Genomic DNA, 25,784 nt, shown 5'->3' on the forward strand with positions numbered 1-25,784 from the left:
CCATGGGCCATTCCCTGATTGATCCGCGCGACTCCGCAGAACGGCAGAACGAAAAGCTGATCAAGATCACTGAATCTCTGATGCGGCGGGTGGAACGGGGCGGTGACGATTCGGGTGCGGCCTATGCCCAGTTTCAGCGCGCAGTCATTCTGGAAGAAGAGGTCCGCGCCCGCACCCGCGATCTGGCCCGCGCGCTGGAGCTTCTAAACGAATCCAACGCCAAGCTGGCGCAGGCCAACCGCGAAACCGAAGCCGCCCAGAGCAACCTGACCAACGCCATTGAAACCGTGCAGGAAGGCTTTGCGCTGTTCAATTCCGACGAAAAGCTGGTCATGTGCAACAGTCGTTTCGGAATGCACCTGCCCGATATCCGCGACAAGATGGTACCGGGGCTGAGTTTTGAAGACTATGTGCGCCTCGTCAGCCATTCGCAGTTCATTTCACTGGGGCAGACCGAAACGCCCATCCAATGGGCGGCACGGCGGATGGAACGGCACAAAGACAATCATGTCATCTTTAACGCGCGGATGGTGTGGAACCGCTGGGTTCAGGTCAGCGAACACCGCACCCCCGATGGCGGCACGGTCATCTTGCAGACCGATGTCACCGACATCATGCGATTGGAACGGCGCGAACGCGACCGGATGCTGGACGATCAGGCCAAACTGATTCATGCCACGCTGGACCATCTGGATCAGGGGGTCTGCATCTTCGACAGTCAAGCGCGGCTGGTCGGCTGGAACCAACGCGCCAGCGAATTGCTGTCGATTCCGCTGGGCCGGTTTCGCATGGGTATCAATTTCCTTTTGTTGTTCGAACGATTCCGCGACGAAGTCAGTTTCGAGGAAGGAAAGTCGGCCCAAAAGGTCGAAGACTGGGTTAGAACGGAAACAGAGCGTCCGCCACTTTCCTTCGAATTGCAGCATAGCAATTCCAAGATCCTGACCGTTTTCGCCCAAGAAATGCCCGACAAGGGATTCGTATTTTCCTTTACCGATGTCAGCGCGGAACGTTCGGCTGTTCAGGCGGTTTATACCGCCAACGAAATGCTGGAACAGCGAGTGATCGAACGGACGCTGGAACTGGAAGATGCGCTGACCGACGCAGAACGGGCGAATGCGTCGAAATCACGCTTCGTTGCCGCTGCCAGCCACGACCTGCTGCAACCGCTTTCGGCAGCCAAGCTTTATGTCGGGTCGGTCGCCGCAGATCATCCCGATTCCGCAGTCCGTTCGGTGCTTGACCGCGCCAGTAACGCGCTTGTCAGCGTCGAAAGCATCCTCGGGGCGCTGCTTGATATTTCGAAACTGGATTCGGGCCGGGCTTCGGTTCATGTCGGACAGGTGCCCTTGATGCGGATCATGACCCAGTTGCAGGACGAACTGGCTCCGATGGCGCTGCATAAAGGGTTGGATTTGCGGATGGTGCCGTCATCGGCCGTAGTCAGCAGTGATGCCACCTATCTGCGCCGCATTTTGCAAAATCTGATGGCAAACGCGGTCCGCTATACCCAAATTGGCCGGGTTCTGGTCGGGGCCAGGCGCCTGAAAAACGCGGTCCGCATCGAAGTGCATGACACCGGCCCCGGCATCCCAGAAGACCAACAGGACTTGATCTTTCGCGAATTCCATCGGGTCGACAACCTCAGTAGTGCTTCTGAAGGGTTGGGGCTGGGGCTGGCCATCGTCGAACGGGCCTGTGCATTGCTGCATCACCCACTGCAAATCCGTTCGACCCCCGGGTTGGGCACGATGTTTTCGATCGAGGTCCCGCTGGCACAGCGCGAAAGCGAATCGACGCGACAAACATCGACTCTAGGGGCAGTGCCCAGCGACAGCCTGGAAAACATGATCGTGCTTCTGGTGGAAAACGATGCGGAACTGCGCAATGCCCTGACCATCGCAATGGAACGATGGGGCGTGACCGTTCTGGCCTGCACAACCGAACCCGAAGCGCGCGCCCTAATCGACGAATTTGGTGTCATCCCGGATGCAATTGTTGCCGATTATCAACTCGACGATGGCGCACTTGGCACCGCCCTGATCGAAGCCTTGCGTGCGGGTCTCGGTCCGGTCCCCAGTTGCCTAGCCACCGCCAACCGCTCGGTCGAAGTAAGCCAGATCAGCCAAAAGAACGGGTTTCACCTTATGCACAAACCGATCGCCCCAGCCGAATTGCGCGCCTTTCTGCTAAGCGCTTTCCGGCAATCGATGGGAAAATAACCAATCCGAGCAAAGCGACGACATATACTTAGGTCACCCCTATACCCTGCCAAAACAGGTATCCCATCCTTTTGAAGGGAAAGACTTAATTCCTCAGAATTGCTAGGCTTTGGTATAAGGTTCGGGCTGTCTATTCCAAGTGCCACCTGCCATTTCATCACACCTTGCCATCGGGGCAGGTGTAAACGGGCACACGGAACACGGACAGGCATTCAATCAGAAGGCGTCATGCGCCCAATTCAGTAACTTAGCCCTTGGTATCGTTTAACAGTGCCCGACTCATCATTTTATTCTTCTCGCACGGAACGCTCGACACAGCGTATCGCTCTGAATAGGGTGGCACGGCGTGCGGCGCACGAGATCGAGAAAAATGACGAATTGGGTGTCGATGAGGCTGGGCGAGGCATGCGAAGTTCCAGAGTACTGATGGTGATCGCAGCCGTCAGCTTCTTGCTGGTGGTCTTTCAAACCTTTGATGTTGTACGGAAAGTTCAGCAATTGCGCGGCGCGTACAGCGAAAACGTGCAATGGTCGCTCAGCCAAGCCGAAGTCGAATTCCTGACCTATCGCAACAGCATTCATCAGGCCAATCCGGATGACGCTGAAAGCCTGAAACTGGTGCGCCAGAATTTCAACATTTTCTACAGCCGCATCGATGTTTTTCAGGAAGCTCCCTCGTTTGACGATCTGCGGGGTTTGGAAGACTTTGATATCTCGCTCACCGTGATCCGTGATTTCCTGTCCCGTACGGTGCCGGTGATTGATGGTGGGGACGCTACCCTTGCGGCGGGATTGACCGACTTGGATCAGCGCGCGGCTGATCTTGCCCCTCAGGTGCGGCGTTTGGCCAGTTCGGGGCTGATGCTCTATGCAGAAAAGCGCAAGACACAACGCAATCAAATATCCTCGACCCTGATGATCTTGGCGGCGACATCCACCCTACTGATGGGAACGTTGCTGCTGTTGGCCTATTATTACAATACGCTCAATCGCAGGTCGGATGAACGCCGACGCCAGGTTCTCGAGGCCAGCCAACGAACCCGCGCGGTGATTTCGACCGCGCTTGATGCAGTGATTGTCTCTGATGATCATGGTGTCATCGAAGAATTCAACAACGCGGCAGTGGAAATTTTCGGCTATACCCGGGAAGAAGCGATTGGCTGCGACGTTGCGGATTTGATCGTTCCAGACCATTTTCGCGACGCACATGAACAGTCGATGGACCGCATTCGCAAGGGCGGTCCATTCCACGTTGTCAACAAGGGGCGGGTGCGGCTGGACGCAAAACGCAGCAATGGCGAACTGTTCCCGATCGAACTCGCGTTGCAAAAAAGCGAAGTGAACGGCCGACGGTTCTATATTGCCTTCATGCGCGATATTTCCTACCGGATCCGGTCCGAACAAGACCTGATCGAAGCGCGCGATCAGGCATTGGCCGGAGAAAAGGCGAAATCGCGTTTCCTAGCGGTGATGAGCCACGAAATCCGCACGCCTTTGAACGGTTTGCTGGGCAATCTGTCCCTGATGCAGGAAACCCCGCTGAACCAAAGTCAGAAAACCTATGTTGAAAACATGGCCACATCTGGCAAGCTGCTGATGGACCATATCAACGATGTTCTGGATATCGCCCGCTTCGAAGCGGGCAAACCGATCCTGCGCAAACGCCCGACCGATTTGAAAAACCTGGTTAAAGCGGTTTTGGCAAGCCTCGAGGATCAGGCCAACAGCCGTGGCAACCAGCTTAACACCGTCTGGATTGGTCCCCAGCGGGAATGGCTTCAGACCGACCCGGGCCGCATTCAGCAAATCCTGATCAACATCGTCAGCAACGCGATCAAATTTACCAAAGATGGTGATATCACCGTCGAAATTCATACCGATCCCGCATCCGATATGGTGGAATTCCGTGTTGTCGATACCGGTATGGGCATTTCCGACGAAGACATGCAGCACGTGTTCGACGATTTCGTCACCAGCGACAGCGCCTATAACCGCGAAGCAGGCGGCACCGGTTTGGGTCTGGGAATTGTCAAGCGCATCACCGCGATTCTGAACGGCGAAGTTGGTGCCGAAAGCGTACTTGAGCAAGGATCGACTTTCTGGATCCGCATTCCGATGGAGGACGCCGAAGCCCCACCCGCAGCACAGGCACCCGGCCCCGATCAACCGGATGGTGACCGCGCACCGTCAGGCGGCAAGCATGCCGAAGACATCCGAACCATCATCCCAGAAGAACAGACAAATACGTCCGGACTCGACATTCTGGTGGTCGAAGATAACGAAATCAATCGCAGCGTCGTGCGCGAAATGCTGAAACGCGACGGGCACAAGATCGAAGAAGCCTATAATGGCCAATTCGGTGTCGAAAAGGCAGCTGAAAAAGCCTTCGACCTAATCCTAATGGATATTTCCATGCCGGTTCTCGATGGACGTCAAGCCACCCGAAACATCCGGGCGGGCGATGGCCCGTCATCCGACACCCCGATTGTGGCGCTGACCGCGCATGTGCTGCCTGAAAACGTGGCCGAATTTTTGCAAGACGGCATGCAAGACGTCTTGGCCAAACCGTTGATGCGGCAGGATCTGGAACGGATCATCCGCACCTACACGAAAAATACGCATCAAGATGTGACACCACCGTCACCGAAGTCACACGCCCCTGTCCCGGCTCGGCAACTGATCAATCGGGATACCAACGCCGCCTTACGTGAAAGCGTCGAAGATGCTTATCCGGTGCTGTTGACCCAATTGACCGAAGAACTGACGGAACTGGTGGAATGGCTGCAAGGCGAAGTTCAAGACTTGTCTGAAATCGCGGATCGCTGTCATAAATTCGCCTCCAGTGCAGCCCTGTTCGGGGCCGAACAGTTGCGGCAGGCGCTGGTCGATATCGAATTGGCGGGTAAAAACGGCGACTGCGCCACCGTTGCATTGCGGCGCGAAATACTGCCTGTATTGTTGCGTGACACGCTCGACGCGCTGAATAAAATCTGAACCGGACCGGTCAGAACGCCTTGAACGTCAGCGTCGTCAGCGACCGTTCGATACCCTCGATATGCAGCAGATTTTCGTTGATGTATTTGCCGATATCTTCGCCTTCGGGGATATACAGCTTGATCATCAGGTCATATTCGCCGCTGGTCGAATACAGTTCGGAATGAATTTCGCGCAACGCGATATCTTCGGCCACGTCATAGGTGGTGCCGGGTTTGCAGCGGATCTGGATGAAAACGCAGGTGCTCATGGGGTTCGGTCCTCTTTGCGCCAAGCTGGCACGTCCGCGCTGGCGCTGCAACGGTGATTTGCATTCCAGATCGGGACCATATTGCAGTCTTGGAAATACCCCTGCCCCGGCCTATAAACCCGCGACAGCAACAGGAGCCCCGACATGCGGACGGCCAAGATCACACGCAAGACCGCGGAAACCGATATCTCGGTCGAGATCAATCTCGACGGGACCGGGTCCTATGACAATCAGACAGGTGTCGGTTTCTTCGATCATATGCTGGATCAGTTGGCGCGCCATTCGCTGATCGACATGACCATCCGCGCCAAGGGTGATTACCATATCGATGACCATCACACCGTCGAAGATACCGGCATCGCCTTAGGGCAGGCATTGACCGAAGCCTTGGGTGACAAGAAGGGTATCCGGCGCTATGGCGAATGCCACCTGCCAATGGACGACGCCCAGGTGCGCTGTGCGCTCGACCTGTCGGCGCGGCCCTATCTGATCTGGAATGTCGCATTCGACGCGGCTAAAATTGGCACCTTCGATACCGAATTGGTGCGCGAATTTTTTCAGGCGCTCAGCACTCATGGCGGCATCACATTGCATGTGGACCAAATCCACGGCTTCAACGCCCACCACATCGCCGAAGCCGGTTTCAAAGCGGTGGCACGGGCGCTGCGGCTGGCGGTGGAAACCGATCCCCGCAAAGCCGATGCGATTCCTTCGACCAAAGGGGCGCTGTAAGCACCGCGGTCATACGAGGCCCAATGCGAAGCGGAATGGGGGCCCTGCCCCCGAACCCCTCGGAGTATTTCGCGAACAGTGAATGAGGTTTCAACGTTCCATAAATACTCGCGTCAGCGGAAAATACCAGAATGAATTTGGCGAAGACAAATTCGCGAGATATTCTGCGCGTGCCTTGGCACACACAATCAGGTCCGGTGCGCATCTGATCCCGGCCCTTGACCCTGCGCGATTTTCGTTTCAGGTGAGGGGCGGAACGACAAAGGACACCGGCCCATGCTGACAGCGATTGTGGATTACGAAAGCGGCAACCTGCATTCGGCGGAAAAGGCGTTTCAGCGCATGGCGGTGGAAACCGATGCGGGTGAGGTCGTAGTCACTTCGGACCCTGATCTGATCCGCACCGCCGATCGTATTTTGCTACCGGGCGACGGTGCATTTCCGGCCTGCCGCGCGGCGCTGTTCGACCATCGCGGCGTGTTCGAGGCGATGGAGGAAGTCGTGATCAGGGGCGGCAAGCCATTCCTCGGTATCTGTATCGGCATGCAGATGATGGCCACCCGTGGGCTGGAATATACAGAAACCCCCGGTTTCGACTGGATCGGCGGCGATGTTGTCAAGATCACCCCCTCTGATCCCGCGCTTAAAGTGCCACATATGGGTTGGAACGATCTGGTAATCGATCAGCCGCACCCGGTTTTCGACGGGATCGAAACCGGCAATCACGCCTATTTCGTGCATTCCTTTCACATGCAGGTGGCCGACCCTGCGCATCTGTTGGCACATGTGGATTACGGCGGCCCGATCACCGCCATCGTTGGGCGCGACAACCTGCTGGGCATGCAGTTCCACCCGGAAAAGAGCCAGAAAACCGGGCTGCGGCTGATCGCCAATTTCCTTAGCTGGAAACCCTGACACGGCGCCAAGTCTGCGATTGGCAGACAAATGCGATACAGCCCTGTACCACCATACGGTCGCCCTTGACCTTCATGTTGCCCTGAAACGTGGCATTTTGCAGCGGTAGCCAGCCAGTTCCCTGATATACGCCGGGGGACACTTGCTTCATGTCCCAGAAAAGCTGCTTTCCCAGGTTCGGGGTCGAGACCCGATTACCGGTCTTGTCATAGGTCCGCACGATCTGACCACAAAGCGCGTCACCGCATTGCCGGGCCTCGACATGGGCGACCTGTCCCTTTCTGTCGGGTTCGGTCATCCAGGTTCCCAATGCCGAATTGGCCAGTGCCAGCGCAGGAGCGCCCCCCATCAGGCCGGCACAGAACAGTATACTGCGAAACATGCTATTCCTCCGTCGGGTCATTCCACCCACAGGAAATAGCATGTTTCACGACATTTTCCGCCAATGATCGTTAGCTTTCGGCAAGATAGGCCAATACCGGCCTATTCCACACGGTTCCAAGTCTGCTTCTTGCAAATCGGGCCAACACAGCCCGACACATTCAAAACATTGCCTTTCAGCGACATTTTCGAGCTGTAGATCTTGTCGGTCGAGGGTTGCCAAATCTTGCCCTTCTTGTAGCTGCCGTTGCCTTGGGGTTTCATATCCCAAACCAGCTTCTTGCCGACATTGGCGGATTTATATTCACCGCTGGCGTTGAACGTACGCGAAATCACACCGCAATAGCTGTCGCCGCAGGTCGACATGGTGATATGGGCGTAGGAACCGTCATCGACTTGGGTTTTCCAGATGCCTTCGACCGGATCGGCCAGTGCCGCACCGGCCCCCGCCAAGCTCAGCACTGCGGCCAGAACCAATTTTTTCATGAATTCACCTCCCTGTGATGGCACGATCCTGACCCGGAGCGGCGATTCCGATCAAGCCTGACATCGGGGCAAGTTGCAATTTCGGCGGCTCCGTGCAAAAGACCGCCCAACCGACGAAGCGAAAGGCTGTTTCATGATCCTCTATCCCGCAATCGACCTCAAAGACGGCAACGCCGTGCGGCTTTACAAAGGCGAAATGGATCAAGCCACGGTGTTCAATGACAACCCCGCCGCGCAAGCGATGGAATTCGTCAACGCCGGCTGCGAATGGCTGCATCTGGTCGATCTCAACGGTGCTTTTGCCGGTGAACCGGTGAACGCAGCCCCGGTCGAAGAAATCCTGGCCCAAACCAAGGTCCCTGCCCAGCTGGGCGGCGGAATCCGCGATATGGCGACCATCGAACGCTGGCTGTCCAAGGGGTTGGCCCGGGTCATTCTAGGTACCGTGGCGGTGGAAAACCCCGATCTGGTACGGCAGGCGGCCCGCGCATTCCCCGGCAAGGTCGCGGTCGGCATCGATGCGCGCAATGGCCGGGTGGCGACCAAGGGATGGGCGGAAGAAACCAATGTGATGGTGACCGATCTGGCCCGGTCGTTCGAAGACGCAGGCGTCGCCGCGATCATCTATACCGACATCAACCGCGATGGTGCGATGCAGGGGCCAAATGTTGACGCGACTGCTGCGCTTGCCAATGCCGTGTCGATCCCGGTGATTGCCTCGGGCGGCGTCAGTTCTCTGGACGATCTGCGAGCCCTGAAAAACTGCGGCGCGCAACTTGATGGTGCCATTTCGGGCCGGGCGCTTTACGATGGTGCCATTGATCTGAAAGAGGCATTGGCCCTGTTACGCGACTGATACAGGCATCGCGTGATTGCATCGCCTTCCGGCGGGGATTATGGAAAGGGCGTCAATCAAAGGACGCGACATGCTGAAAACCCGCATCATCCCCTGTCTCGACGTGGCCGATGGCCGTGTCGTCAAAGGTGTGAATTTCGTCGATCTGGTCGATGCCGGCGATCCGGTGGAATCGGCCCGCGCCTATGATGCTGCCGGGGCGGATGAATTGTGCTTCCTCGACATCCACGCGACCCACGAAAACCGGGGCACCATGTTCGATGTGGTGCAACGCACCGCTGAACAGTGCTATATCCCGCTGACCGTGGGCGGTGGCGTCCGAACGGTTCAGGATGTGCGCAATCTGCTGCTGGCCGGGGCTGACAAGGTCAGTTTCAATTCGGCCGCGGTGGCCAACCCCGACGTGGTGGCCGAAGCGGCCGATCAATTCGGCAGCCAATGTATCGTGGTGGCAATCGACGCCAAAACCGTGTCCCCGGGAAAGTGGGAAATCTTCACCCATGGTGGCCGCAAATCCACCGGCATCGACGCGGTGGAATTTGCCAAGCTGGTGGCTGCCAAAGGTGCCGGTGAAATCCTTCTGACCAGCATGGACCGTGACGGAACTCGCGCCGGTTTCAACCTGCCGCTGACCAAGGCAATTTCCGATGCGGTCGATATTCCGGTCATCGCTTCGGGCGGTGTCGGCACGCTGGATCATTTGGTCGAAGGCGTTACCAAGGGCGGCGCCAGCGCCGTTCTGGCCGCCTCGATCTTCCATTTCGGTGATTACACCATCCGCGAAGCCAAGGACCACATGGCGCAAGCGGGCATTCCGATGAGGATCGAATGACACTCGACGATCTCGCCAAAACCATCGCCACCCGCGCTAATGCCGATCCAGACAGCAGCTGGACCGCCAAACTGTTGGCCAAAGGCCCGGAAAAATGCGCCGAAAAATTCGGTGAAGAAGCCGTCGAGGCAATCATCGAGGCCGTCAAGGGCGACCGCGAAAGATTGACATCGGAAGCCGCCGATGTGCTGTTTCACCTGCTGGTGATGTTGCAATCGCGCGATGTGCCGCTGTCAGATGTATTGGCCGAACTGGCCCGCCGTCAGGGCACGTCTGGCATCGCCGAAAAAGCATCCCGCAAAGGCTGAGCGAGACTCAGTTTCTGCCTTATGCAGCAAGATAGGCGTCGCGGATTTCGGGATGCGCACCAAGGTCTTGCAAAGTGCCGAAATAAACCTGCGCCCCGCCTTCTATGATCACCGCCAGATCAGCGACCGCTTGGGCGAAATGCAGGTTCTGTTCCGACAACAGAATGGTCAACCCTTCTGACTTCAACTGCTTGATCACCTGCGCCATCTGTTCCACGATCACCGGCGCGACACCTTCGCTGGGTTCGTCCAGCAGGACAAAACGCGGATTGCCCATCAGCGTGCGGGCAATCGTCAGCATCTGCTGTTCGCCCCCCGACAGGGCCTTGCCCCGGTTGTTGCGGCGTTCGGCCAGGTTGGGAAACAGATCAAACAGCATGTCCTGGGTCCATGTCACCGCCCCGTCGCGCGGCGGTTGCAGCCCGACCATCAGGTTTTCCGACACTGTCAGGTCGGTGAATATCCGCCGTTCTTCAGGCACATAGCCCAAGCCCAGTTTGGCGATTTTATGGGGTGGCAATCCGATCATCTGCTGACCTTGGAACAGAACGCTGCCCGAAGCCGGGCGTACCAACTGAATGATGGATTTCATCGTAGTGGATTTACCCGCACCATTGCGGCCCAGCAACGCGACCACCTTGCCATGCGGCACGGAAAAACTGAGATCGCGCAATACATGCGCCTTGCCGTAGAAACTGTTGATCTTTTCAACCTCAAACATCACTGCGCTCCTTCCGAGGCAAAAACGGTGCCGCCACCAAGATAGACGTCCTGAACCATCGGGTTGTTGCGGATCTGTTCGGCATTGCCTTCGGCGATCAGTTCACCACGGTTCAGCACCATGATCCGGTGTGAATGGGCAAAAACCACGTCCATGTCATGTTCGGTGAACAGAACGCTCACCCCACGATCCCGCACGATGTCAGCGGTCAGTTGCATCAATGCGACCCGTTCTTTCGGGGCCATGCCCGCTGTGGGTTCATCCATCAGCAAGAGTTTTGGAGTATGGGCCAGCGCTATCGCCAGTTCCATCCGTTTCAGATCGCCATAGGCCAGTACCGCCGAATGGCGTTCCGCCTGATTGGCCATCCCGACCATATCCAGAAGCGCCAGTGCCTCGTCCCGGTGCATCCGGGTTGCAAACGGCAAGAAGCGCAGGATTTCGCCATGATGGGACATCAACGCCATCTGCACGTTTTCGATCACCGTCATCGAAGCGTAGGTGGCAGTGATCTGGAAGGTGCGCCCGACCCCTTTGCGCCAGATCTGTCGCGGTGTCAGCCCGGTGATCCTTTCCCCTTCCAGATACACATCGCCCGACGTCACCGGCAATTGCCCCATCAACATGTTGAAACAAGTGCTTTTGCCGGCTCCATTCGGACCGATCAGGGCCAGCAATTCGCCCTTGTGCAGTTGGAACGACACATCCTTGACGGCAACAACCCCGCCAAAAACCTTGGTCAGGCCTCGGGTTTCCAAAATAGCGGTCATTCTTCACCTCCTGCTTTCAGGCCCCCAACCCGCCGGGCCGCTTTGCGCAGCGATCCGACGATTCCGTCCGGGGCAAGAATGACTACGAAAATGATCAACAGCCCCATGATCAACCGCCAATATTCAAACCGGGTCAGCACATCTTCGATCGCTTTGAACACACCGGCCCCAACCACGCCACCGGACAGGGTTTTCACCCCGCCAAGAAAGACCACGATCAGCGCGTCGAAACTGCGCGCAATTTCCAACTCATTGGGAAACACGCTGCCCTTGGAAAACACGAACAACGCCCCGGCCAGCCCACCCATCATCCCGGCAAAGCCAAAAGCCAGCAACTGAACCTGTTTTGTGTTGATACCGGTGGCTTCGGCTTGGCGTTCGCTGTCCCGCGCGGCGCGCAACGCATAGCCAAAGGGTGAATGTGCCACATGCCGCATCACCAAAATACCGCCAACCGCAAAGAACAGGGCGAAATAGAAATAGATCGTGGTGTCCTTCAGCCACTCCGCAGGCCAGATATTGATCAACCCGTCATCGCCGCCGGTCACGGTGCCCCATTGGAAAACGAGGCTCCATAACAGCTGAGCAAAGGCCAAGGTCAACATGGCAAAATAGACCCCTGTCAACCGCAGACAGACCCAACCAATGACCAATGCGGCCAGCCCCGCCCCAAGCGGCGCAAGGATGAAGGCCAGCTCCATCGGGCTACCGGCATGAGTCACCAACAAAGCCGCCACATAGGCCCCCCCACCGTAATAGGCGGCATGGCCGAAACTGACCATTCCGCCCAATCCCAAAAGGAAATGCAACGACGCGGCAAACAGGCAGAAAATAAGGATATCGGTGGTCAGAACCTGTGCAAAGGACGACCCGTAAAGCGGCAACAGCGCCAAGATCACGATCCCGGCGGTCACCAACAGTCGGATCTTGTCCGACGCGGGTTTGATCGGGCGTTCTGGTTCCCCGGCTTGGCCATGTTCCCCGGCAACTTCTTCGCGGCCAAACAATCCGTAGGGCCGGATCATCAGAACCACGATCATCACCACGAACATCAGCACCAGCGTCGATTGCGGCATATAGGCGACGCCGAAAACGTTCAGCACAGAAATGATGATCGCCGCCAGATACGCACCAGGCAGCGATCCCATGCCACCAACGACGACCACGACGAAAAGCGGCGGCAGAATGTTGAAATCCATCATAAGGTCAGCGCCACCTTTGGGCAATTGCAACGCCCCGCCCAACCCGGCCAGCGCCGAACCCAACGCAAAGACGCCAGTGAACAACCAAGCTTGATTGACCCCCAAAGCGCCGACCATTTCACGGTCTTGCGTTGCCGCACGGACCAGAACCCCGACCCGGGTGCGGGTGATCAGATACCACAGCGCCACCGCGACAAGTGGGGTAATCACCAATAGGGCGATGTCGTATTTCGGGATCGGTTCGCCCATGATACGGACCACCCCGCGCAACCCCGGCGCGCGCGGCCCCAACAGGTCCTCAGGCCCCCAAATGATCAGCGCCAGATCCTGAATCACCAGAATAACGCCGAAGGTCGCGACCAGCTGGAACAATTCCGGAGCACGATAGACCGGACGTAGAACCAGCATTTCGATTGCGACCCCGATCACGCCGACGATCACACCGGCCAACAAAATGGCCCCCCAAAACCCGATCATTCCGGGCAAGACCTGCATCAGGGAATAACCGATATAGGCCCCCAGCATATACAGGCTACCATGGGCGAAATTCACAATTCGCGTGACTCCAAAGATCAGCGACAAGCCGCAAGCCACAAGAAACAGCGAACTTGCATTGGCCAGACCGGTCAGGATCTGGGCGACAAAAAATTCCATCAGTGCATCCTAAGTCTAGACGATACCGCCCCCCGGACCCGCAATCCGGGGGACTGAGATCGGATCAGTCAGCCGGGCGCAGTTTGCTGACTTCTTCATCCGAAGGCAGATAATCCGCACCGTCTTTATAGGCCCAATCGACCATGACGCCTTTGCCATCCCGCAACGCAGTGGTACCAACATAGGCCCCGGCCGTGGATTGGTTGTCGATCGACCGGAACGTGATGCCCCCCAGCGGGGTCGCAACCTGCAGATCTTCGAACGCCGCTTGGATCGCGTCGCTTTCAGTCGATCCGGCCTTGGTCAGGGCTGCGGCAATGGATTGCACCGTCATATAGCCAACCAGTGACCCGACCCGCGGATAGTCATCCCAACGGGCCTGATAGGCGGCAACGAAATCCCCACCGGGACCATCCTGCAGATCGTACCAAGGATAGCCGGTCACGATCCAACCTTCGGGGGCTTCATCCCCGAGCGGGTCGATATATTCCGGTTCGCCCGACAGCAGACCAAAAACCTGACGTCCTTCGAACAGACCCCGATCGGTGCCCTGTCGCACAAGCTTGGCCAAATCTGGCCCAAAGGTCACATTATAGATCGCGTCGGGTTTGGCCCGTTCCAACGCCTGCACCTCGGCCCCGGCGTCGATCTTGAACACACCCGGCCACTGTTCGGCAACGAATTCGACATCCGGTTTCAGCCGCAGCAAATTTTCCTTGAACGCGGCAACCGCGTCTTTGCCATAGGCATAGTTCGGCGCGATAGTGGCGAATGTCTTGGCATCCGTATTGGCCGCAGCTTCGGCCAGCATCGCGGCCTGCATATAGGTCGAGGCGCGCAGGCGGAATGTGTATTTATTGCCAGCCCCCCAGACCAGACTGTCGGCCAGCGGTTCCGAGGCCAGATAGACATAGCCCTTTTCACCCGCAAAGGACGAAATCGCCAAACCGACATTGGACAGGATCGTCCCGGTCAGCATCACCGCCCCTTCCCGGGTCATCAGTTCCTCGGCGATCTTGATCGCTTCGCCCGGTTCGCCCTGATCATCGCGGAAGATGAATTCCAACGGTTTGCCCAGCACGCCGCCGGCTGCGTTGACTTCGTCTATAGCCAGTTCGATACCCTGTTTATAGGGTCCGGCAAAGGCGGCCATGCGCTTGTAGTGGTTGATTTCGCCGATTTTGATCGTGTCTTGCGCAACAGCGCACACAGGCATTGCCGCCAATGTGGCAGTAGCGATCATCGCCTTGAGAAAAGTTGAACGTTTCATGTCTTCCTCTCTGTTGACCGGACTGTTTTTGTTTATTTTTCTATAAAGACCGGGCGGACCGGATCGCCAAGATCTTCTGTCGTTTCTGCCGCGACCAAATCGCGAATGCGTTTGCGATACACGTTTGGTCCCTTGTCGATGGCAATTCTGATCGGGCGGCGGCGCTGCGGACGCTTTTCTGCTTCATGTACCGCTTCCAGAATTTCCTTGTCTTCCGCAAAAGCCATATTGAACATCGCGTCCATCTGTTCCGACGCAGCTTGATCCCCCTGCGCCGTGTTCCGCAGGTGCATCCAGTGGTCAATGGTGTAATCTTCACTGACCGGTGTCACGAAGTGAATTGCAAAAATGCGGACACCGCGATCACGTTCCTCTTCGGGACAATTCAGGTCTGTGTCGATGCTACCGAAATCAATCACAGCCGTCGATGGCAGATGCAGATCGTAATAATGCCAGCGATCGACATTGCCTTTGAACCCGCCAAATTTCTGAAAGAACCCGATGGGAGGACCATTGCGAATCCACCGCCAAGCCCGGATCACGTCGCCCGAGGTGGACACATGCACAGGCACGTCTTCTGACGCTGAATTTCCCAATGTCGTCGGATGCACGAAACTGACATGCGCCGGATCAACCAGGTTTTCCGCCACGTTCAGGTAATGCGACTTGATATGCAGATGACCGCCGTGATGAGTGTGCCAATTAGAATCGCTGAATTCCGGCAGATCAAAGATAAGCGACCGGTCTGCCCGATCCGGGGCCCCCATCCAGACCCAGACAATGCCATGACGTTCTTCAACCTCAAAGGCATCGACGTTTGCGCTTTGCGGGGTGTTGTCCTGCCCCGGCACCCGGACACAGGTGCCGCGTCCATCAAAGGTCATGCCGTGATAGCCGCACTGTATCGTGTCGCCGATCCGTTTGCCCTTGGACAGCGGTAGCAGACGATGCGGACAACGATCTTCTAATGCTTTGATCGCCCCCGCGCTGTCGCGAAACAGAACCAGACTCTGCCCGATGATTTCCAACGCATGTAAATCGTCCCCAAATTCAGACGACCATCCTGCGACATACCAAGCGTTACGGACAAAGCTCATGATTTTCCCTCCCGAGAAAACGGATACGTTGATCAATCTGAGTGCAAAAAGTCATTAGCTGTCAAATGATTTTTCGTTTGTATGCAAACGTATTTTGAAATCGCGGGCCTGCGAAAACTGCACTGCTTTTAATTTGGGCAATCAATCGATGCGCGACGAAAGCGGCGCCATCCCAATCGCCACATTGCGCCATTGCCCCCCGGAAAGCATCCGGGGGGCAGGATAAACTGCCACTATTCAAAACACTTAGTCAACGAAGGCACGTTCGACCACAAAGGTCGCGGGCTTATTGTTCGCCCCTTCTTGCAAACCGAATCCTTCCAGCACCGCCTTGGTATCCGCCAGCATCGCTTTGGACCCGCAGATCATACCGCGGTCGATTTCCGGGGTGATCGGTGGCACACCCAGATCGTCAAATAGCTTGCCTGATCGCATCAAATCGGTGATGCGCCCGGTATGGTCATGGTCTTGGCGTGTGACCGACCCATAATACCGCAAAGCGTGCGCCATTTCACCAACCAGCGGGTCCGCTTTCAATGCCTGTACCAGATCCTGACCGTATTTCAGCTCTGCCACTTCGCGGCAGGTATGGGTCACGATGATGTCGTCAAATTTTTCATAGGTTTCGGGATCGCGCATCACGGATGCAAACGGCGCGATGCCCGTGCCGGTCGAAAACATCCAAAGCCGCCTGCCCGGCAGCAACGCGTCATTAACCAATGTTCCGGTCGGTTTCTTGCGCATCAGAACGGTGTCGCCCGGTTGGATTTTTTGCAGATGTTGCGTCAGCGGACCGTCCGGCACCTTGATCGAATAGAATTCCAATTCCTCGTCCCAAGACGGCGAAGCAATGGAATAGGCCCGGAATATAGGCTTTTCCGCATTGGGCAGTCCGATCATCACAAATTCGCCGGACCGGAACCGAAACGAAGCTGGCCGAGTGATACGAAATTTGAACAAGCGGTCCGTGTAATGTTCGATTGACGTGACAGTTTCAGCAAAGACCCCCGTCGGAATGGCAAAATCAGGTTGGTTCGACGCATCAAGCGACATGGGTTGTCCTTCCAGCAAGATGGCATCTGATTTCCCGGTCCACGCGGGATCAGATCCAATTTTCATTCGTATACGAACGATATGAAGGGGCTTCCTTTGTGTCAAGTCATATGTATACTAACGAAAAACAACAGCGCCGTCCTGTCGTCGTCATGACCGGATCACGCCTTCAAACCCGGAATAAGGAATTGCAGCATGGGCGATAAACTTGTCATTAGAAACATCGGCATGATCCTGTCAGGCAAGATCGAAGACCCGATCTTCGACGGCGATTGCATGATCGCCGAAGACGGCAAGATCACCGTTTGGGGGGCTGAAAAAGATCTCGATACCGAAGGGGCCGCAACGGTTATCGATGCCAAGGGCGTCACCCTTGCACCGGGATTGATCGACAGCCATATCCACCCGGTTGTCGGGGATTACACCCCGCGCCAGCAACAATTACACTGGATCGATAGCACCCTGCATGGTGGCGTGACCACATTGATTTCCGCCGGCGAAGTCCACATGCCCGGTCGTCCGAAGGACGTCGTCGGATTGAAGGCAATGGCGATTGCATCGCAGCGCTGGTACGAAAATTTCCGCCCTTCCGGCGTCAAGGTCCATGCCGGGGCCCCGGTGATCGAACACGGGATGGAAGAACAGGATTTCAAGGATCTGGCCGATGCGGGCGTCACCCTGCTGGGCGAAGTTGGGTTGGGCAGCGTCAAAGACGGTAAAACCGCCCGGCAAATGGTCGATTGGGCGCGCAAATACGGCATCCAAAGCACGATCCATACCGGCGGCCCTTCGATTCCGGGATCGGGCCTGATCGACGCGGACATGGTTCTGGAAACCGGAACGGATGTGATCGGCCATATCAATGGCGGTCATTCGGCCCTGCCCGACGATCAGATCATCTGCGTGTGCGAAAACTGCAAGGTGGCGCTGGAAATCGTCCATAACGGCAATGAACGAGCGGCGTTGTTGACCCTGAACACCGCGCGCGAACTGGGTAAGTTGGACCAGATCATTCTGGGCACCGATGGCCCAGCCGGATCCGGGGTGCAGCCTTTGGGCATTCTGCGCATGGTCGCGATGCTGTCTTCGCTGGGCGATGTGGCGGCCGAAACCGCGTTCTGCTTTGCCACCGGTAACACCGCGCGGCGGCGCAAACTGAATACCGGCTTGATCGAAGCCGGGTATGCCGCCGATTTCGTGTTGATGGATCAGGCCCAACATGCGCCGGGTAAGAATCTGCTGGAATCGGTGCAATTGGGCAATCTGCCTGGTGTCGGCATGACGGTGATCGATGGTGAAGTCCGCACCACGCGCAGCCGCAACACCCCCCCCGCGGATCGTTTGCCGGAACTGGTTTGACCGTCGCGCGGGCGACGGTCAGCCCAATTTGCGCAGCAGCTTGATAAAATTGCGCTGTTCCGCAGGGCTGAGCGGGGCCAGAGTTTCATCGGTGATGGCCTCCCCCGCATGGTAAAGATCCTGCACCAAATCCTGACCCGCCGGGGTCAGCGATACCAGGCTGCGGCGTCTGTCTTGTTGTGACGCTTCGGTCTGGACCAATCCCTTGCCACGCAGACGGTCCACGACCCCCTTGATGGTGGCAATATCCATCGCGGCATAGCGGCCCAGTTGATTTTGCGAACATTTGCCATGTTCGGCCAGCCGCACCAGCGCGGTAAACTGCGTTGGAGTCAGGCCATCCACCGCATGGGTCTGAAAAATCGTCGCGTGCCGCTGATTTGCCAGTCGCAGCAAATAGCCCACCTGTTCATCCAGAACATACGCGGTCGATGGCTTTAAAGTCCCGTCGTCGGTCATTGTCACCTTACCAATGGGCCCCGTCTTAGCGCAGCCCGTCCTTGCCCTCGGCCTCATCCGCAGTCAGCCCCCCAACGCGGGGCAGTGGGCGACTGCTATCAGTGACGGCCACTGCCACCATGATTTCATTGGCCCGTGGCGCATCGTTTAACCGAACTTCGATCCCATCGAAATGGCTTCTGACATAAGCGGCGTCCTTATGTCCCAGAGGGACGTCCAAAACCTGTCCCGGGCTACCCATCTTTTTCGAAGACGGCACCAGGGCCGCGCCTTTTTCCACCGCGTGGCGCAGTGGTGCGCCCAGTTTGGGATGCAGGATCGCGGCGGCATGTTCCAATTCGCCATTTTCACCCACCATCGCCGATTTGCCATAGCTTTCCGCCTGTTCGGGCGAAATGCCCAGCGCAGCCACGCATTTTTCCCCCAGCAACGCCCCCAGCTCGGCACCGATATCCATCAAGTCGGACAAATCTTCCTGATAGCGACCGGCAAAGGGGTTTTCGATCACCGCGACGGCTACTGCCTTGCGCGTCGGCGGCGCGATGGCGCGACCCATTTCCACAAGAGTTTCTTCGACATTTACGGCGATTTTTCGGATTTTGGCGCTCATCTCAGCCCGTCCTTTCCTTCAATCTGATCGGCTTCCAAACCGCCAGAGCGGTTGTGAATACGCGGTCCGGTGGTCATCACCAAAGCCAACGCCATTTCATCGGCGCGCGGCGCATCGTTGCAGCCGACTTCCATCGAATCGAAATGGCTGCGCACATAAGAAGCATTGATATGGGTCACAGGCACATCCAGCCGCGTACCCACTCCGCCGACTTTCTTGGTCGAAGGCACGATGGCATTCGCCTCGCCCAGCAGGTCGCGCATGGCATAGCCGCCCGGCGCATGCCAAAGCGCACCATGTTCCAATTCCCCGGCCGCGCCAATGATCGCGCCCTTGCCATAGCCTTCGATCCGGTCTGCCCCCCCCAACAGCGCCGCCAACCGGCGCGCCATATCAAGCCCCAGCGGTTTGAGATCTTCCATAAAAGGTTGGATATCCGGTTCGTAGCGTCCCGCGAACGGGTTTTCGATGATCGCCAGAACCGACCCCCGCAGCAATGGCTGGTCGGTGACCGGACCACCTTCGTGGAAAATCTCTTCGCGCGACAACACGACTTTGCGCAAACGAATCTTAGGCATGGGCAAGGCTCCTTAATAACGGATTGGGCGGTTTTGACGGCACGACACCTTTACCGTCGCACCATACATCACCGTTCAGAAAAAGCGACGCTGCCAGGATTTGGCCGCCGCGCATCATTTTACCGGCCACCACCGCGCCTGCCTCAAGCGCCGCTGCGGTTTCCGAACCATTCAACGGCCCGCAACCGGTGACAACCGGTAGGGTGCCCAGATCGCTATCGGGGTCGATATCAACCGCTGCGCAGCGGCGGATCGCGGCATGCCCCGGCAGGTCCACCGCATTCGCGATCAGCGTCGCAGCGGCATCCGCTGCGGCGGCGGTGCGGGCCAGAACGGTCACGCTGTCGGCAATCCCCAGCGACAGGCTACGGCCATGCCGACCCGACGTTGCGACGCCGCCCACATCCTGGTCAGGGCAAAGGTTGATCCGCCCCAGATCCCGGCCGGAATGGTCCTGCATGGCAAGGGTGAAATGCGCGTCCGACGCTAGGTGCAGCGCGATGTCACCACCATTATTCACATAAGCCCTCGTCAACGCTACCGTTTGGCACATCGTCTGTAACACCGTGTCGGCCACGGCCCCCGCCACAGCGGCCATCGGGGTGACAAAAACCTGATCGGCAAAGCCCCGCACAGCGCGATCCATCCGCCGCGCGATGACTCCCTTTGGAACTGGCGAGTTTTTTGTCATCTGCGCCCGCAGCAGTGGCAATTCCGGCACCAGTTCGGTCAACACGGTCTGAAACCGCATTTGTGCCGCAGCAAAGGCCAATTCGCGTGCGCCTTCAGGACCATCCGCCCCGACGATCAGATCAATCGGTCCATGTTGCAGATGCAACCGGCCATCGGGCAGGATATGCGACTGCGCGCTCATTCGCGGACCTTGGACCATCGGTAATTGCCATGATCCATCGGATCAACCTGATCCAGTTTGTGCTGCAACATTCGGGCATTTTCGGTGTCGATTTCATCGACCTTCCGGATTGCATCGGCATAGCCACCCAACGCAGTGTAATCTTCGACCCGCATGGTGAATTCGATCGGCGCAACCAGCGCCGGGGTCGGAACATATCCGAACGACCCCGAAGGCAGATTTTCCACATCCACCATCACCGTGATCCCGCCGCCGGGCCAGACAAAGGCTTCGGCCCCACCGCAGGATACATAGGTCAGAGAATCCTTGACCGAACGCGTCAACCGCACCGGATTTTCGGTCACCCCTGCGCGCAGACTCCCCCCCGCCCCGGCCATGAACAGCACCGAACAGACCGAAGGTTCGCAGTTTTCCGCGATCAGGTCAGCCGAGGCTTTCAATCTGTCAGGGATCGGTTGCGGTTGCGGCGTCAGGTCATCATCAAGTTCGAAATAACCGAATTGTTCGCCGGTGGTGGACACCATGAAAATCCGCAGACCGGGCTTGGCAATTTTGCGGTTGAACGGGCCCAGAATGGTCAACGGGTCTTCGATATCGGTGCCGCCCCAACCGGTACCGGGTGCGGCAACCTGAAAATAGCGGCCCGGGGTGGACCGGCGACCCAGTATCTTGATCCCGGTGGGCGGCACGTTCAGCTGTTTGCCCGCTTCGTGTTCGGACAGAACGCCGGTGATATGATCATCCACCACCACCACATCGTCGACATGGTCGATCCACTGTTTTGCAAACATGCCGATCGCGGCAGATCCACATCCGACCCGCATCAGCTTTTCCTTAACCCCGTTGATGATCGGGGCCTTTCCGGCCTGTACCACGACGGTGACTTTGTGGTCGGCTTCGCCGATTTCCATCTCGACCGGTTCACAATTGCACAGTCGCAACAGCGCATCACAGGTCACCCGGCCTTCGGCCTTGCTGCCCCCGGTCAGATGCTCAACCCCGCCTAACGACAACATCTTGGAGCCGTATTCCGAAGTCATCACATGGCCAATCGGTTCGCCCTGCACCCGCACGATATCGCATTCATGGCCAATATGCCGGTCGGTGTCGATTTTCACCTTGGCCCCACAATAAGAAAATATCCCTTCGGTCACCACGGTGACCATGTCGACGCCCGCAACGTCTTGCGCGACAATGAACGGGGCGGGTTTGTAATCGGGATAGGTCGTCCCGGCCCCAACCGCGGTAACAAAGGGGCGGTTGCCCTGAATCACATTGCCATCCCATTCACCGGGATCACCGTTCTTCATGAACGGCACCAGCTGGTGTTCGGTGTTTTCGATGATCGTCAGCGGGTCCAGCCGCACCAGTTCCCCGGCGTGATTGGCATAGCGATCACAAGCCCCTGATTTGCCATCGGCGATGTAGCACATAACCGGACAGGCATCGCAGCGAATTTTTCCTGATTGTGCTTTACCGTCAACCATTGGCTGCTTCCCGCAATTTGGCCCGCACACGCGCCGGCGTGGCGGGGAGATGGGTGATCCTGACATCTGCCGCATCTCGGATCGCATTCAACACCGCCGGGGCGGTCGGGATCAGCACGTGTTCACCCAGTCCCTTGGCCCCATAGGGACCGTGGGCGTCCGGTTCTTCGATGATCAGGGTTTCAATCGGCGGGACGTCCCCGATGGTCGGGATCAGGTAATCATGCAGGTTTTCGGTCCGTCCGGGAATGTACTCCTCCATCAAGGCCATCCCCAGACCCTGCGCGATACCCCCCTGAACTTGGCCTTCGACCAACAGTGGATTGATCGCGTGGCCCACATCATGGGCGGCGACGAATTTCACCGGGCGCACGGTGCCCAGCGCCAGATCAACCTCGACAACTGCCAGATGGGCCGCATAGCCAAACTGGGCATAAGGCACGCCCTGACCATTGGCATCCAAGGGTTTGGTCGGCGGGTCATAGCTTTCTTCGGCGCGGATCACATAGCCGTCACGATCAGCACTCAACCCGCTCAGATCAGGTGTATGGGTTTGCTGCCCGTCGCTGATGCGGATCACACCCTCTGCGATGAAAATCGCGGAATCGGGCGCGGCATTCACCAGCTTCAGCACTTGCCGCCGCAAGGTTTCGCCCGACAACCGGGCCGCATTCCCCGAAACAAAGGTCTGTCGCGAGGCAGATGTCTTTCCCGCATCCGGCGTCACATCGGTATCGCCGCCAATCCGCTGAACCGCCGAAACCGGCACGCCCAGCGCTTGGGCGAATATCTGGGTGATCACGGTATTCGCCCCCTGACCGATATCGGTCGCCCCCTGATGCAGAACCACCGTCCCATCTGGGCGTATCCCTGACTTGATCGTGGACGGGTTCGGCAACGACGTGTTGCCGCAACCATACCAGCCCGCCGCGATGCCGACACCGCGTTTGATCCCGGCATTGGCCTGATTGAAATCTTCGGCCGCCCGCCGCTCGGTCTGCCATGCCGGGCGCAGTGCGGTCAGGCATGGCTTGATGCCGACACCGGTTTCAAACACCTGTCCGCACACGGTGGGCATGCCGTTTTCCAGCGCATTGAGAATCCTGAATTCCAACCGGTCGATCCCCAGCTTGTCGGCCAATTCGTCAAACAGGCTTTCCTGGGCGACCGCAGCCTGTGGCACGCCAAATCCCCGAAATGCGCCAGACGGGGGGCAATGGGTGTGAATGCCTGAAGCTTCGGCCCGGTAATCGGCCAATTGGTACGGACCCGAAGCATGCACGGGCACCCGGTTCGCCACGGTTGGCCCCCAACTGGCATAGGCCCCGGTATTGAACAGCCCGTGAAATTGGGCCCCACGCAGCCGGCCATCGGCCATCGCCCCGATTGTCATGGTGATTTCAGCCGGATGCCGCTTTGTCGTCGACTGCATCGATTCACTGCGCGAATAGGCGATCCGCACCGGTTTGCCGGTCTTCAATGCCGCCAAAGCCAGATAGGGCTGCACCGACAGATCGATCTTTGATCCAAACCCGCCACCCACGCCGGTCGGCACCACGCGGATATCTTTGCGATCCATGCCCAGAATTTCTTCCAGTCCTTCCAGATCCATCACCGGTGCCTGGGTACAGGCATAGATTTCAAGCCGCCCGTTGCGGACAATGGCAAATCCCGCTTCGGGTTCGATATAGGCGTGTTCGACGAAGGAGGTGGTGAACTGCCCTTGTACCGTCGCATCGGCCTGTGCCAGCGCCGTTTCGGGGCTGCCACAGGTCACAAAACCGGTACACATGACATTGCCAGCGCGGTCCTGATGCAGCAAAGCTGCCTGCCCCGACATCGCATCGGCCACATTCATAACAGCGGGACGTTCCTGCCAATTGACCGGAAACTTGGTGACGTCAAAATCATCGATCGCATCGCGGTTGCCGACGATCGCGGCAACGGCTTCGCCACGGAACCGGCATTCCTGTTCGGCGAAAACAGGTTGATCGACAAAATCCGGAATGACGCCAAAACAGTTCTTGCCGCGAATATCGGCCGCAGTCAGCACCGCGTCGATCCCCGGCATGCCTGCCAGCCAGACGTCAAGATCGTCAAATTCGAATCCCGCGCGATGAAACGGCGACCGTATAACCCGTAGAACCAAGGCATCGGCGGGCGCGACATCATCGCCAAAGGCTTCGACCCCGGTGACCTTATCTCGGCCATCCAGCCGCGCAATCGCAGCCCCGGTCCACCCGTCGGATACAGGCAGCGCAGGCGGTGCCCCGGCGGCCATCACCGCCTCGATGATCTTTCGATAGCCGGTACAGCGACACAGCACACCGCCCAGCGCCTCGGACACTTCTGCCTCGCTCGGCGTATCATTCCCACGCAACAGCGCGACCGCCGCCACCATCATTCCCGGCGTGCAAATGCCGCATTGCGCCGCGCCGTGCGCTTCGAAGCTATGCGCAAGGCGCGCCGCGACCGGATCGTCTGCGATTAACCCGGTCAGGGTTTCCACCTGACGTCCCGCAACCTGTTGCACCGGCATCAGGCAGGCACAAACCGGATCGCCATCCACCAAGATAGTACAGGCTCCGCAATCCCCGGCATCGCAGCCGACTTTCACATCCCGCGCAGCCAACCGTTCGCGCAGCGCCGAAGACAACCGTTCTCCGGGTCCGGGCTGAATTTCAACATCGTGGCCGTTCAACCGGAACCCGCAAGGGGCGTTGACAGTCTGTTCAGTCATGGGGAATTGCCGCCTTGCACACTGCGCGTTTGATTTGTTCTGCCACCGCCTCAGCGCGATAGACCGCATCGGCCCGCACATCCGAAATCGGGGACAATGTTTTCAGATGCGCCGGCAGAACCACGACCTGATCCGGGCGCTGGCCAATCAAGTCCGTTTCAAGCTGCGCCAACCGCCGGGCGACCGGGGAACAGGCCCCGACTGCAATCCGGGCCAGATTGATACAACCGTGCTCATCCAGCCCGATCAACGTCGCCGTCATCGTGATCGAAATCACCAGATAACTGCGCCCACCAAGCTTTTCAAACCTGCCCACGCTATCGGGGGGAGGCGCCGGGATATGCACAGCAACAAGGATTTCGTCTGAGCCAAGCGTGGTCTGGCGCACACCGGTCAGAAAATCACTTAGCGGCACCATCCGGGTCGCCCCGGCGCACGCGATTTCCACCTCTGCCTCCAACGTCAGCAGTGGCGGTACACCATCGGCAGCCGGTGAGGCATTGCAGATATTGCCGCCGATGGTTCCGGCATTGCGAATTTGCAGACTGCCAACCTCCCGGCCAGCAGCCTGCAAACCGGCGAAACCGGGCGGTAAATCGGCAGTAACGATATCCGTCCAACAGGTTGCCGCCCCTATACGCCACGACCCATCCGCCTGCCGGTCGATCCCTGTCATGCCGTCAATCCGGGAAACATCCAACAGACTGCGCCGCATAGGGGTGGTGCCCTGTGCGGGAAAAATGTCGGTACCGCCTGCCACGACGGTCGGAAAATGCGTCTGCATCAGGACCAAAGCTTCTTCGATTTTACTGGGTGCGAAATAGACGCAAGACACCGGGAACCTCCGTGGGAAATTCATTTGTACGCTAATGGTATGGGCGAACAAAGAGTCTTGTCAACGGTTTCCTAAATCTTGATCGCGCAGCGAAGAAAA

At 57.8% G+C, this 25,784-nt stretch carries 24 protein-coding genes; 8 read left to right on the top strand and 16 right to left on the bottom strand.

What is annotated here, in order from left to right:
• The first annotated feature begins 2 nt into the window (after window positions 1–2).
• Both TG4357_RS12990 and TG4357_RS12995 read left to right on the top strand, forming a co-directional pair.
• Window positions 3–2,222, top strand: coding sequence for a hybrid sensor histidine kinase/response regulator (locus tag TG4357_RS12990; RefSeq protein WP_058263325.1), 2,220 nt, complete (start codon window positions 3–5; stop codon window positions 2,220–2,222).
• Between the two features lie 405 nt (window positions 2,223–2,627).
• Window positions 2,628–5,216 carry a hybrid sensor histidine kinase/response regulator gene (locus TG4357_RS12995; RefSeq protein ID WP_074646909.1) on the top strand — a complete coding sequence of 863 codons (2,589 nt, stop codon included), beginning with the start codon at window positions 2,628–2,630 and terminating at the stop codon, window positions 5,214–5,216.
• Between the two features lie 10 nt (window positions 5,217–5,226).
• On the opposite strand, the gene TG4357_RS13000 is transcribed toward TG4357_RS12995, so the two are convergent.
• Window positions 5,227–5,466, bottom strand: a complete 240-nt coding sequence (locus TG4357_RS13000) for an Lrp/AsnC ligand binding domain-containing protein (RefSeq protein ID WP_058263327.1) — start codon at window positions 5,464–5,466, stop codon at window positions 5,227–5,229.
• 144 nt (window positions 5,467–5,610) lie between these two features.
• Here TG4357_RS13000 and hisB point away from each other — a divergent pair, with 144 nt between their 5' ends.
• Together hisB and hisH are read left to right on the top strand one after the other, a co-directional pair.
• A complete protein-coding gene (hisB, locus tag TG4357_RS13005; protein WP_058263328.1) occupies window positions 5,611–6,198 on the top strand; it encodes an imidazoleglycerol-phosphate dehydratase HisB in 588 nt (195 codons plus the stop codon).
• A gap of 276 nt (window positions 6,199–6,474) precedes the next feature.
• Window positions 6,475–7,113 carry an imidazole glycerol phosphate synthase subunit HisH gene (hisH, locus tag TG4357_RS13010; protein ID WP_058263329.1) on the top strand — a complete coding sequence of 213 codons (639 nt, stop codon included), beginning with the start codon at window positions 6,475–6,477 and terminating at the stop codon, window positions 7,111–7,113.
• Here hisH and TG4357_RS13015 read toward each other — a convergent pair.
• Together TG4357_RS13015 and TG4357_RS13020 are read right to left on the bottom strand one after the other, a co-directional pair.
• Window positions 7,097–7,495: a DUF2147 domain-containing protein gene (locus TG4357_RS13015; RefSeq protein WP_058263330.1), complete on the bottom strand. Its 399-nt coding sequence runs from the start codon at window positions 7,493–7,495 to the stop codon at window positions 7,097–7,099. The genes hisH and TG4357_RS13015 overlap by 17 nt on opposite strands.
• A 101-nt stretch (window positions 7,496–7,596) precedes the next feature.
• On the bottom strand, window positions 7,597–7,980 hold the full coding sequence (locus tag TG4357_RS13020) for a DUF2147 domain-containing protein (RefSeq protein WP_058263331.1): 384 nt from the start codon (window positions 7,978–7,980) through the stop codon (window positions 7,597–7,599).
• A 133-nt stretch (window positions 7,981–8,113) separates the two neighbouring features.
• On the opposite strand from TG4357_RS13020, the gene hisA reads away from it, so the two are divergent.
• The 3 genes from hisA to TG4357_RS13035 all read left to right on the top strand — a co-directional run bounded on the left by hisA (window position 8,114) and on the right by TG4357_RS13035 (window position 9,976).
• Complete coding sequence (hisA, locus tag TG4357_RS13025; protein WP_058263496.1) at window positions 8,114–8,836, top strand: 1-(5-phosphoribosyl)-5-[(5-phosphoribosylamino)methylideneamino]imidazole-4-carboxamide isomerase; 723 nt, start codon at window positions 8,114–8,116, stop codon at window positions 8,834–8,836.
• A 70-nt stretch (window positions 8,837–8,906) separates the two neighbouring features.
• On the top strand, window positions 8,907–9,668 hold the full coding sequence (gene hisF / locus TG4357_RS13030) for an imidazole glycerol phosphate synthase subunit HisF (protein ID WP_058263332.1): 762 nt from the start codon (window positions 8,907–8,909) through the stop codon (window positions 9,666–9,668).
• Window positions 9,665–9,976: a phosphoribosyl-ATP diphosphatase gene (locus TG4357_RS13035; protein ID WP_058263333.1), complete on the top strand. Its 312-nt coding sequence runs from the start codon at window positions 9,665–9,667 to the stop codon at window positions 9,974–9,976. The genes hisF and TG4357_RS13035 overlap by 4 nt, the downstream gene beginning before the upstream one ends.
• A gap of 19 nt (window positions 9,977–9,995) precedes the next feature.
• On the opposite strand, the gene TG4357_RS13040 is transcribed toward TG4357_RS13035, so the two are convergent.
• The 6 genes from TG4357_RS13040 to TG4357_RS13065 form a co-directional block, all read right to left on the bottom strand.
• A complete protein-coding gene (locus TG4357_RS13040) occupies window positions 9,996–10,697 on the bottom strand; it encodes an ABC transporter ATP-binding protein (RefSeq protein ID WP_058263334.1) in 702 nt (233 codons plus the stop codon).
• Window positions 10,697–11,467, bottom strand: a complete 771-nt coding sequence (locus tag TG4357_RS13045; protein WP_058263335.1) for an ABC transporter ATP-binding protein — start codon at window positions 11,465–11,467, stop codon at window positions 10,697–10,699. Before TG4357_RS13045 ends, TG4357_RS13040 begins: the two co-directional genes overlap by 1 nt.
• Window positions 11,464–13,323, bottom strand: a complete 1,860-nt coding sequence (locus TG4357_RS13050; protein WP_058263336.1) for an ABC transporter permease — start codon at window positions 13,321–13,323, stop codon at window positions 11,464–11,466. Before TG4357_RS13050 ends, TG4357_RS13045 begins: the two co-directional genes overlap by 4 nt.
• Window positions 13,324–13,387: 64 nt before the next feature.
• Window positions 13,388–14,593, bottom strand: a complete 1,206-nt coding sequence (locus TG4357_RS13055) for an ABC transporter substrate-binding protein (RefSeq protein WP_058263337.1) — start codon at window positions 14,591–14,593, stop codon at window positions 13,388–13,390.
• Window positions 14,594–14,625: 32 nt separating this feature from the next.
• Window positions 14,626–15,690: an aromatic ring-hydroxylating dioxygenase subunit alpha gene (locus TG4357_RS13060; RefSeq protein ID WP_058263338.1), complete on the bottom strand. Its 1,065-nt coding sequence runs from the start codon at window positions 15,688–15,690 to the stop codon at window positions 14,626–14,628.
• A 246-nt stretch (window positions 15,691–15,936) separates the two neighbouring features.
• Entirely contained in the window at window positions 15,937–16,743 is an 807-nt protein-coding gene (locus tag TG4357_RS13065; protein ID WP_058263497.1) for a ferredoxin--NADP reductase, read from the bottom strand.
• Between the two features lie 195 nt (window positions 16,744–16,938).
• On the opposite strand from TG4357_RS13065, the gene TG4357_RS13070 reads away from it, so the two are divergent.
• Window positions 16,939–18,102, top strand: a complete 1,164-nt coding sequence (locus TG4357_RS13070) for an amidohydrolase family protein (protein ID WP_058263339.1) — start codon at window positions 16,939–16,941, stop codon at window positions 18,100–18,102.
• 18 nt (window positions 18,103–18,120) lie between these two features.
• On the opposite strand, the gene TG4357_RS13075 is transcribed toward TG4357_RS13070, so the two are convergent.
• The 7 genes from TG4357_RS13075 to TG4357_RS13105 are packed head-to-tail and all read right to left on the bottom strand — an operon-like array spanning window position 18,121 to window position 25,685.
• Window positions 18,121–18,561, bottom strand: a complete 441-nt coding sequence (locus tag TG4357_RS13075) for a MarR family winged helix-turn-helix transcriptional regulator (protein ID WP_058263340.1) — start codon at window positions 18,559–18,561, stop codon at window positions 18,121–18,123.
• Window positions 18,562–18,586: 25 nt separating this feature from the next.
• A complete protein-coding gene (locus TG4357_RS13080) occupies window positions 18,587–19,171 on the bottom strand; it encodes an amino acid synthesis family protein (RefSeq protein ID WP_058263341.1) in 585 nt (194 codons plus the stop codon).
• Window positions 19,168–19,749, bottom strand: a complete 582-nt coding sequence (locus TG4357_RS13085; RefSeq protein WP_058263342.1) for an amino acid synthesis family protein — start codon at window positions 19,747–19,749, stop codon at window positions 19,168–19,170. Before TG4357_RS13085 ends, TG4357_RS13080 begins: the two co-directional genes overlap by 4 nt.
• Window positions 19,742–20,623 carry a UPF0280 family protein gene (locus TG4357_RS13090; RefSeq protein WP_058263343.1) on the bottom strand — a complete coding sequence of 294 codons (882 nt, stop codon included), beginning with the start codon at window positions 20,621–20,623 and terminating at the stop codon, window positions 19,742–19,744. The genes TG4357_RS13085 and TG4357_RS13090 overlap by 8 nt, the downstream gene beginning before the upstream one ends.
• Complete coding sequence (locus tag TG4357_RS13095; protein WP_058263344.1) at window positions 20,620–22,110, bottom strand: hypothetical protein; 1,491 nt, start codon at window positions 22,108–22,110, stop codon at window positions 20,620–20,622. The genes TG4357_RS13090 and TG4357_RS13095 overlap by 4 nt, the downstream gene beginning before the upstream one ends.
• Window positions 22,103–24,850, bottom strand: a complete 2,748-nt coding sequence (locus TG4357_RS13100) for a molybdopterin-dependent oxidoreductase (protein WP_058263345.1) — start codon at window positions 24,848–24,850, stop codon at window positions 22,103–22,105. Before TG4357_RS13100 ends, TG4357_RS13095 begins: the two co-directional genes overlap by 8 nt.
• Entirely contained in the window at window positions 24,843–25,685 is an 843-nt protein-coding gene (locus tag TG4357_RS13105; protein ID WP_233487501.1) for an FAD binding domain-containing protein, read from the bottom strand. Before TG4357_RS13105 ends, TG4357_RS13100 begins: the two co-directional genes overlap by 8 nt.
• Window positions 25,686–25,784: the final 99 nt, after the last annotated feature.

It is taken from the genome of Thalassovita gelatinovora, assembly GCF_001458355.1.
In the GTDB taxonomy this organism is placed as follows: domain Bacteria; phylum Pseudomonadota; class Alphaproteobacteria; order Rhodobacterales; family Rhodobacteraceae; genus Thalassobius; species Thalassobius gelatinovorus.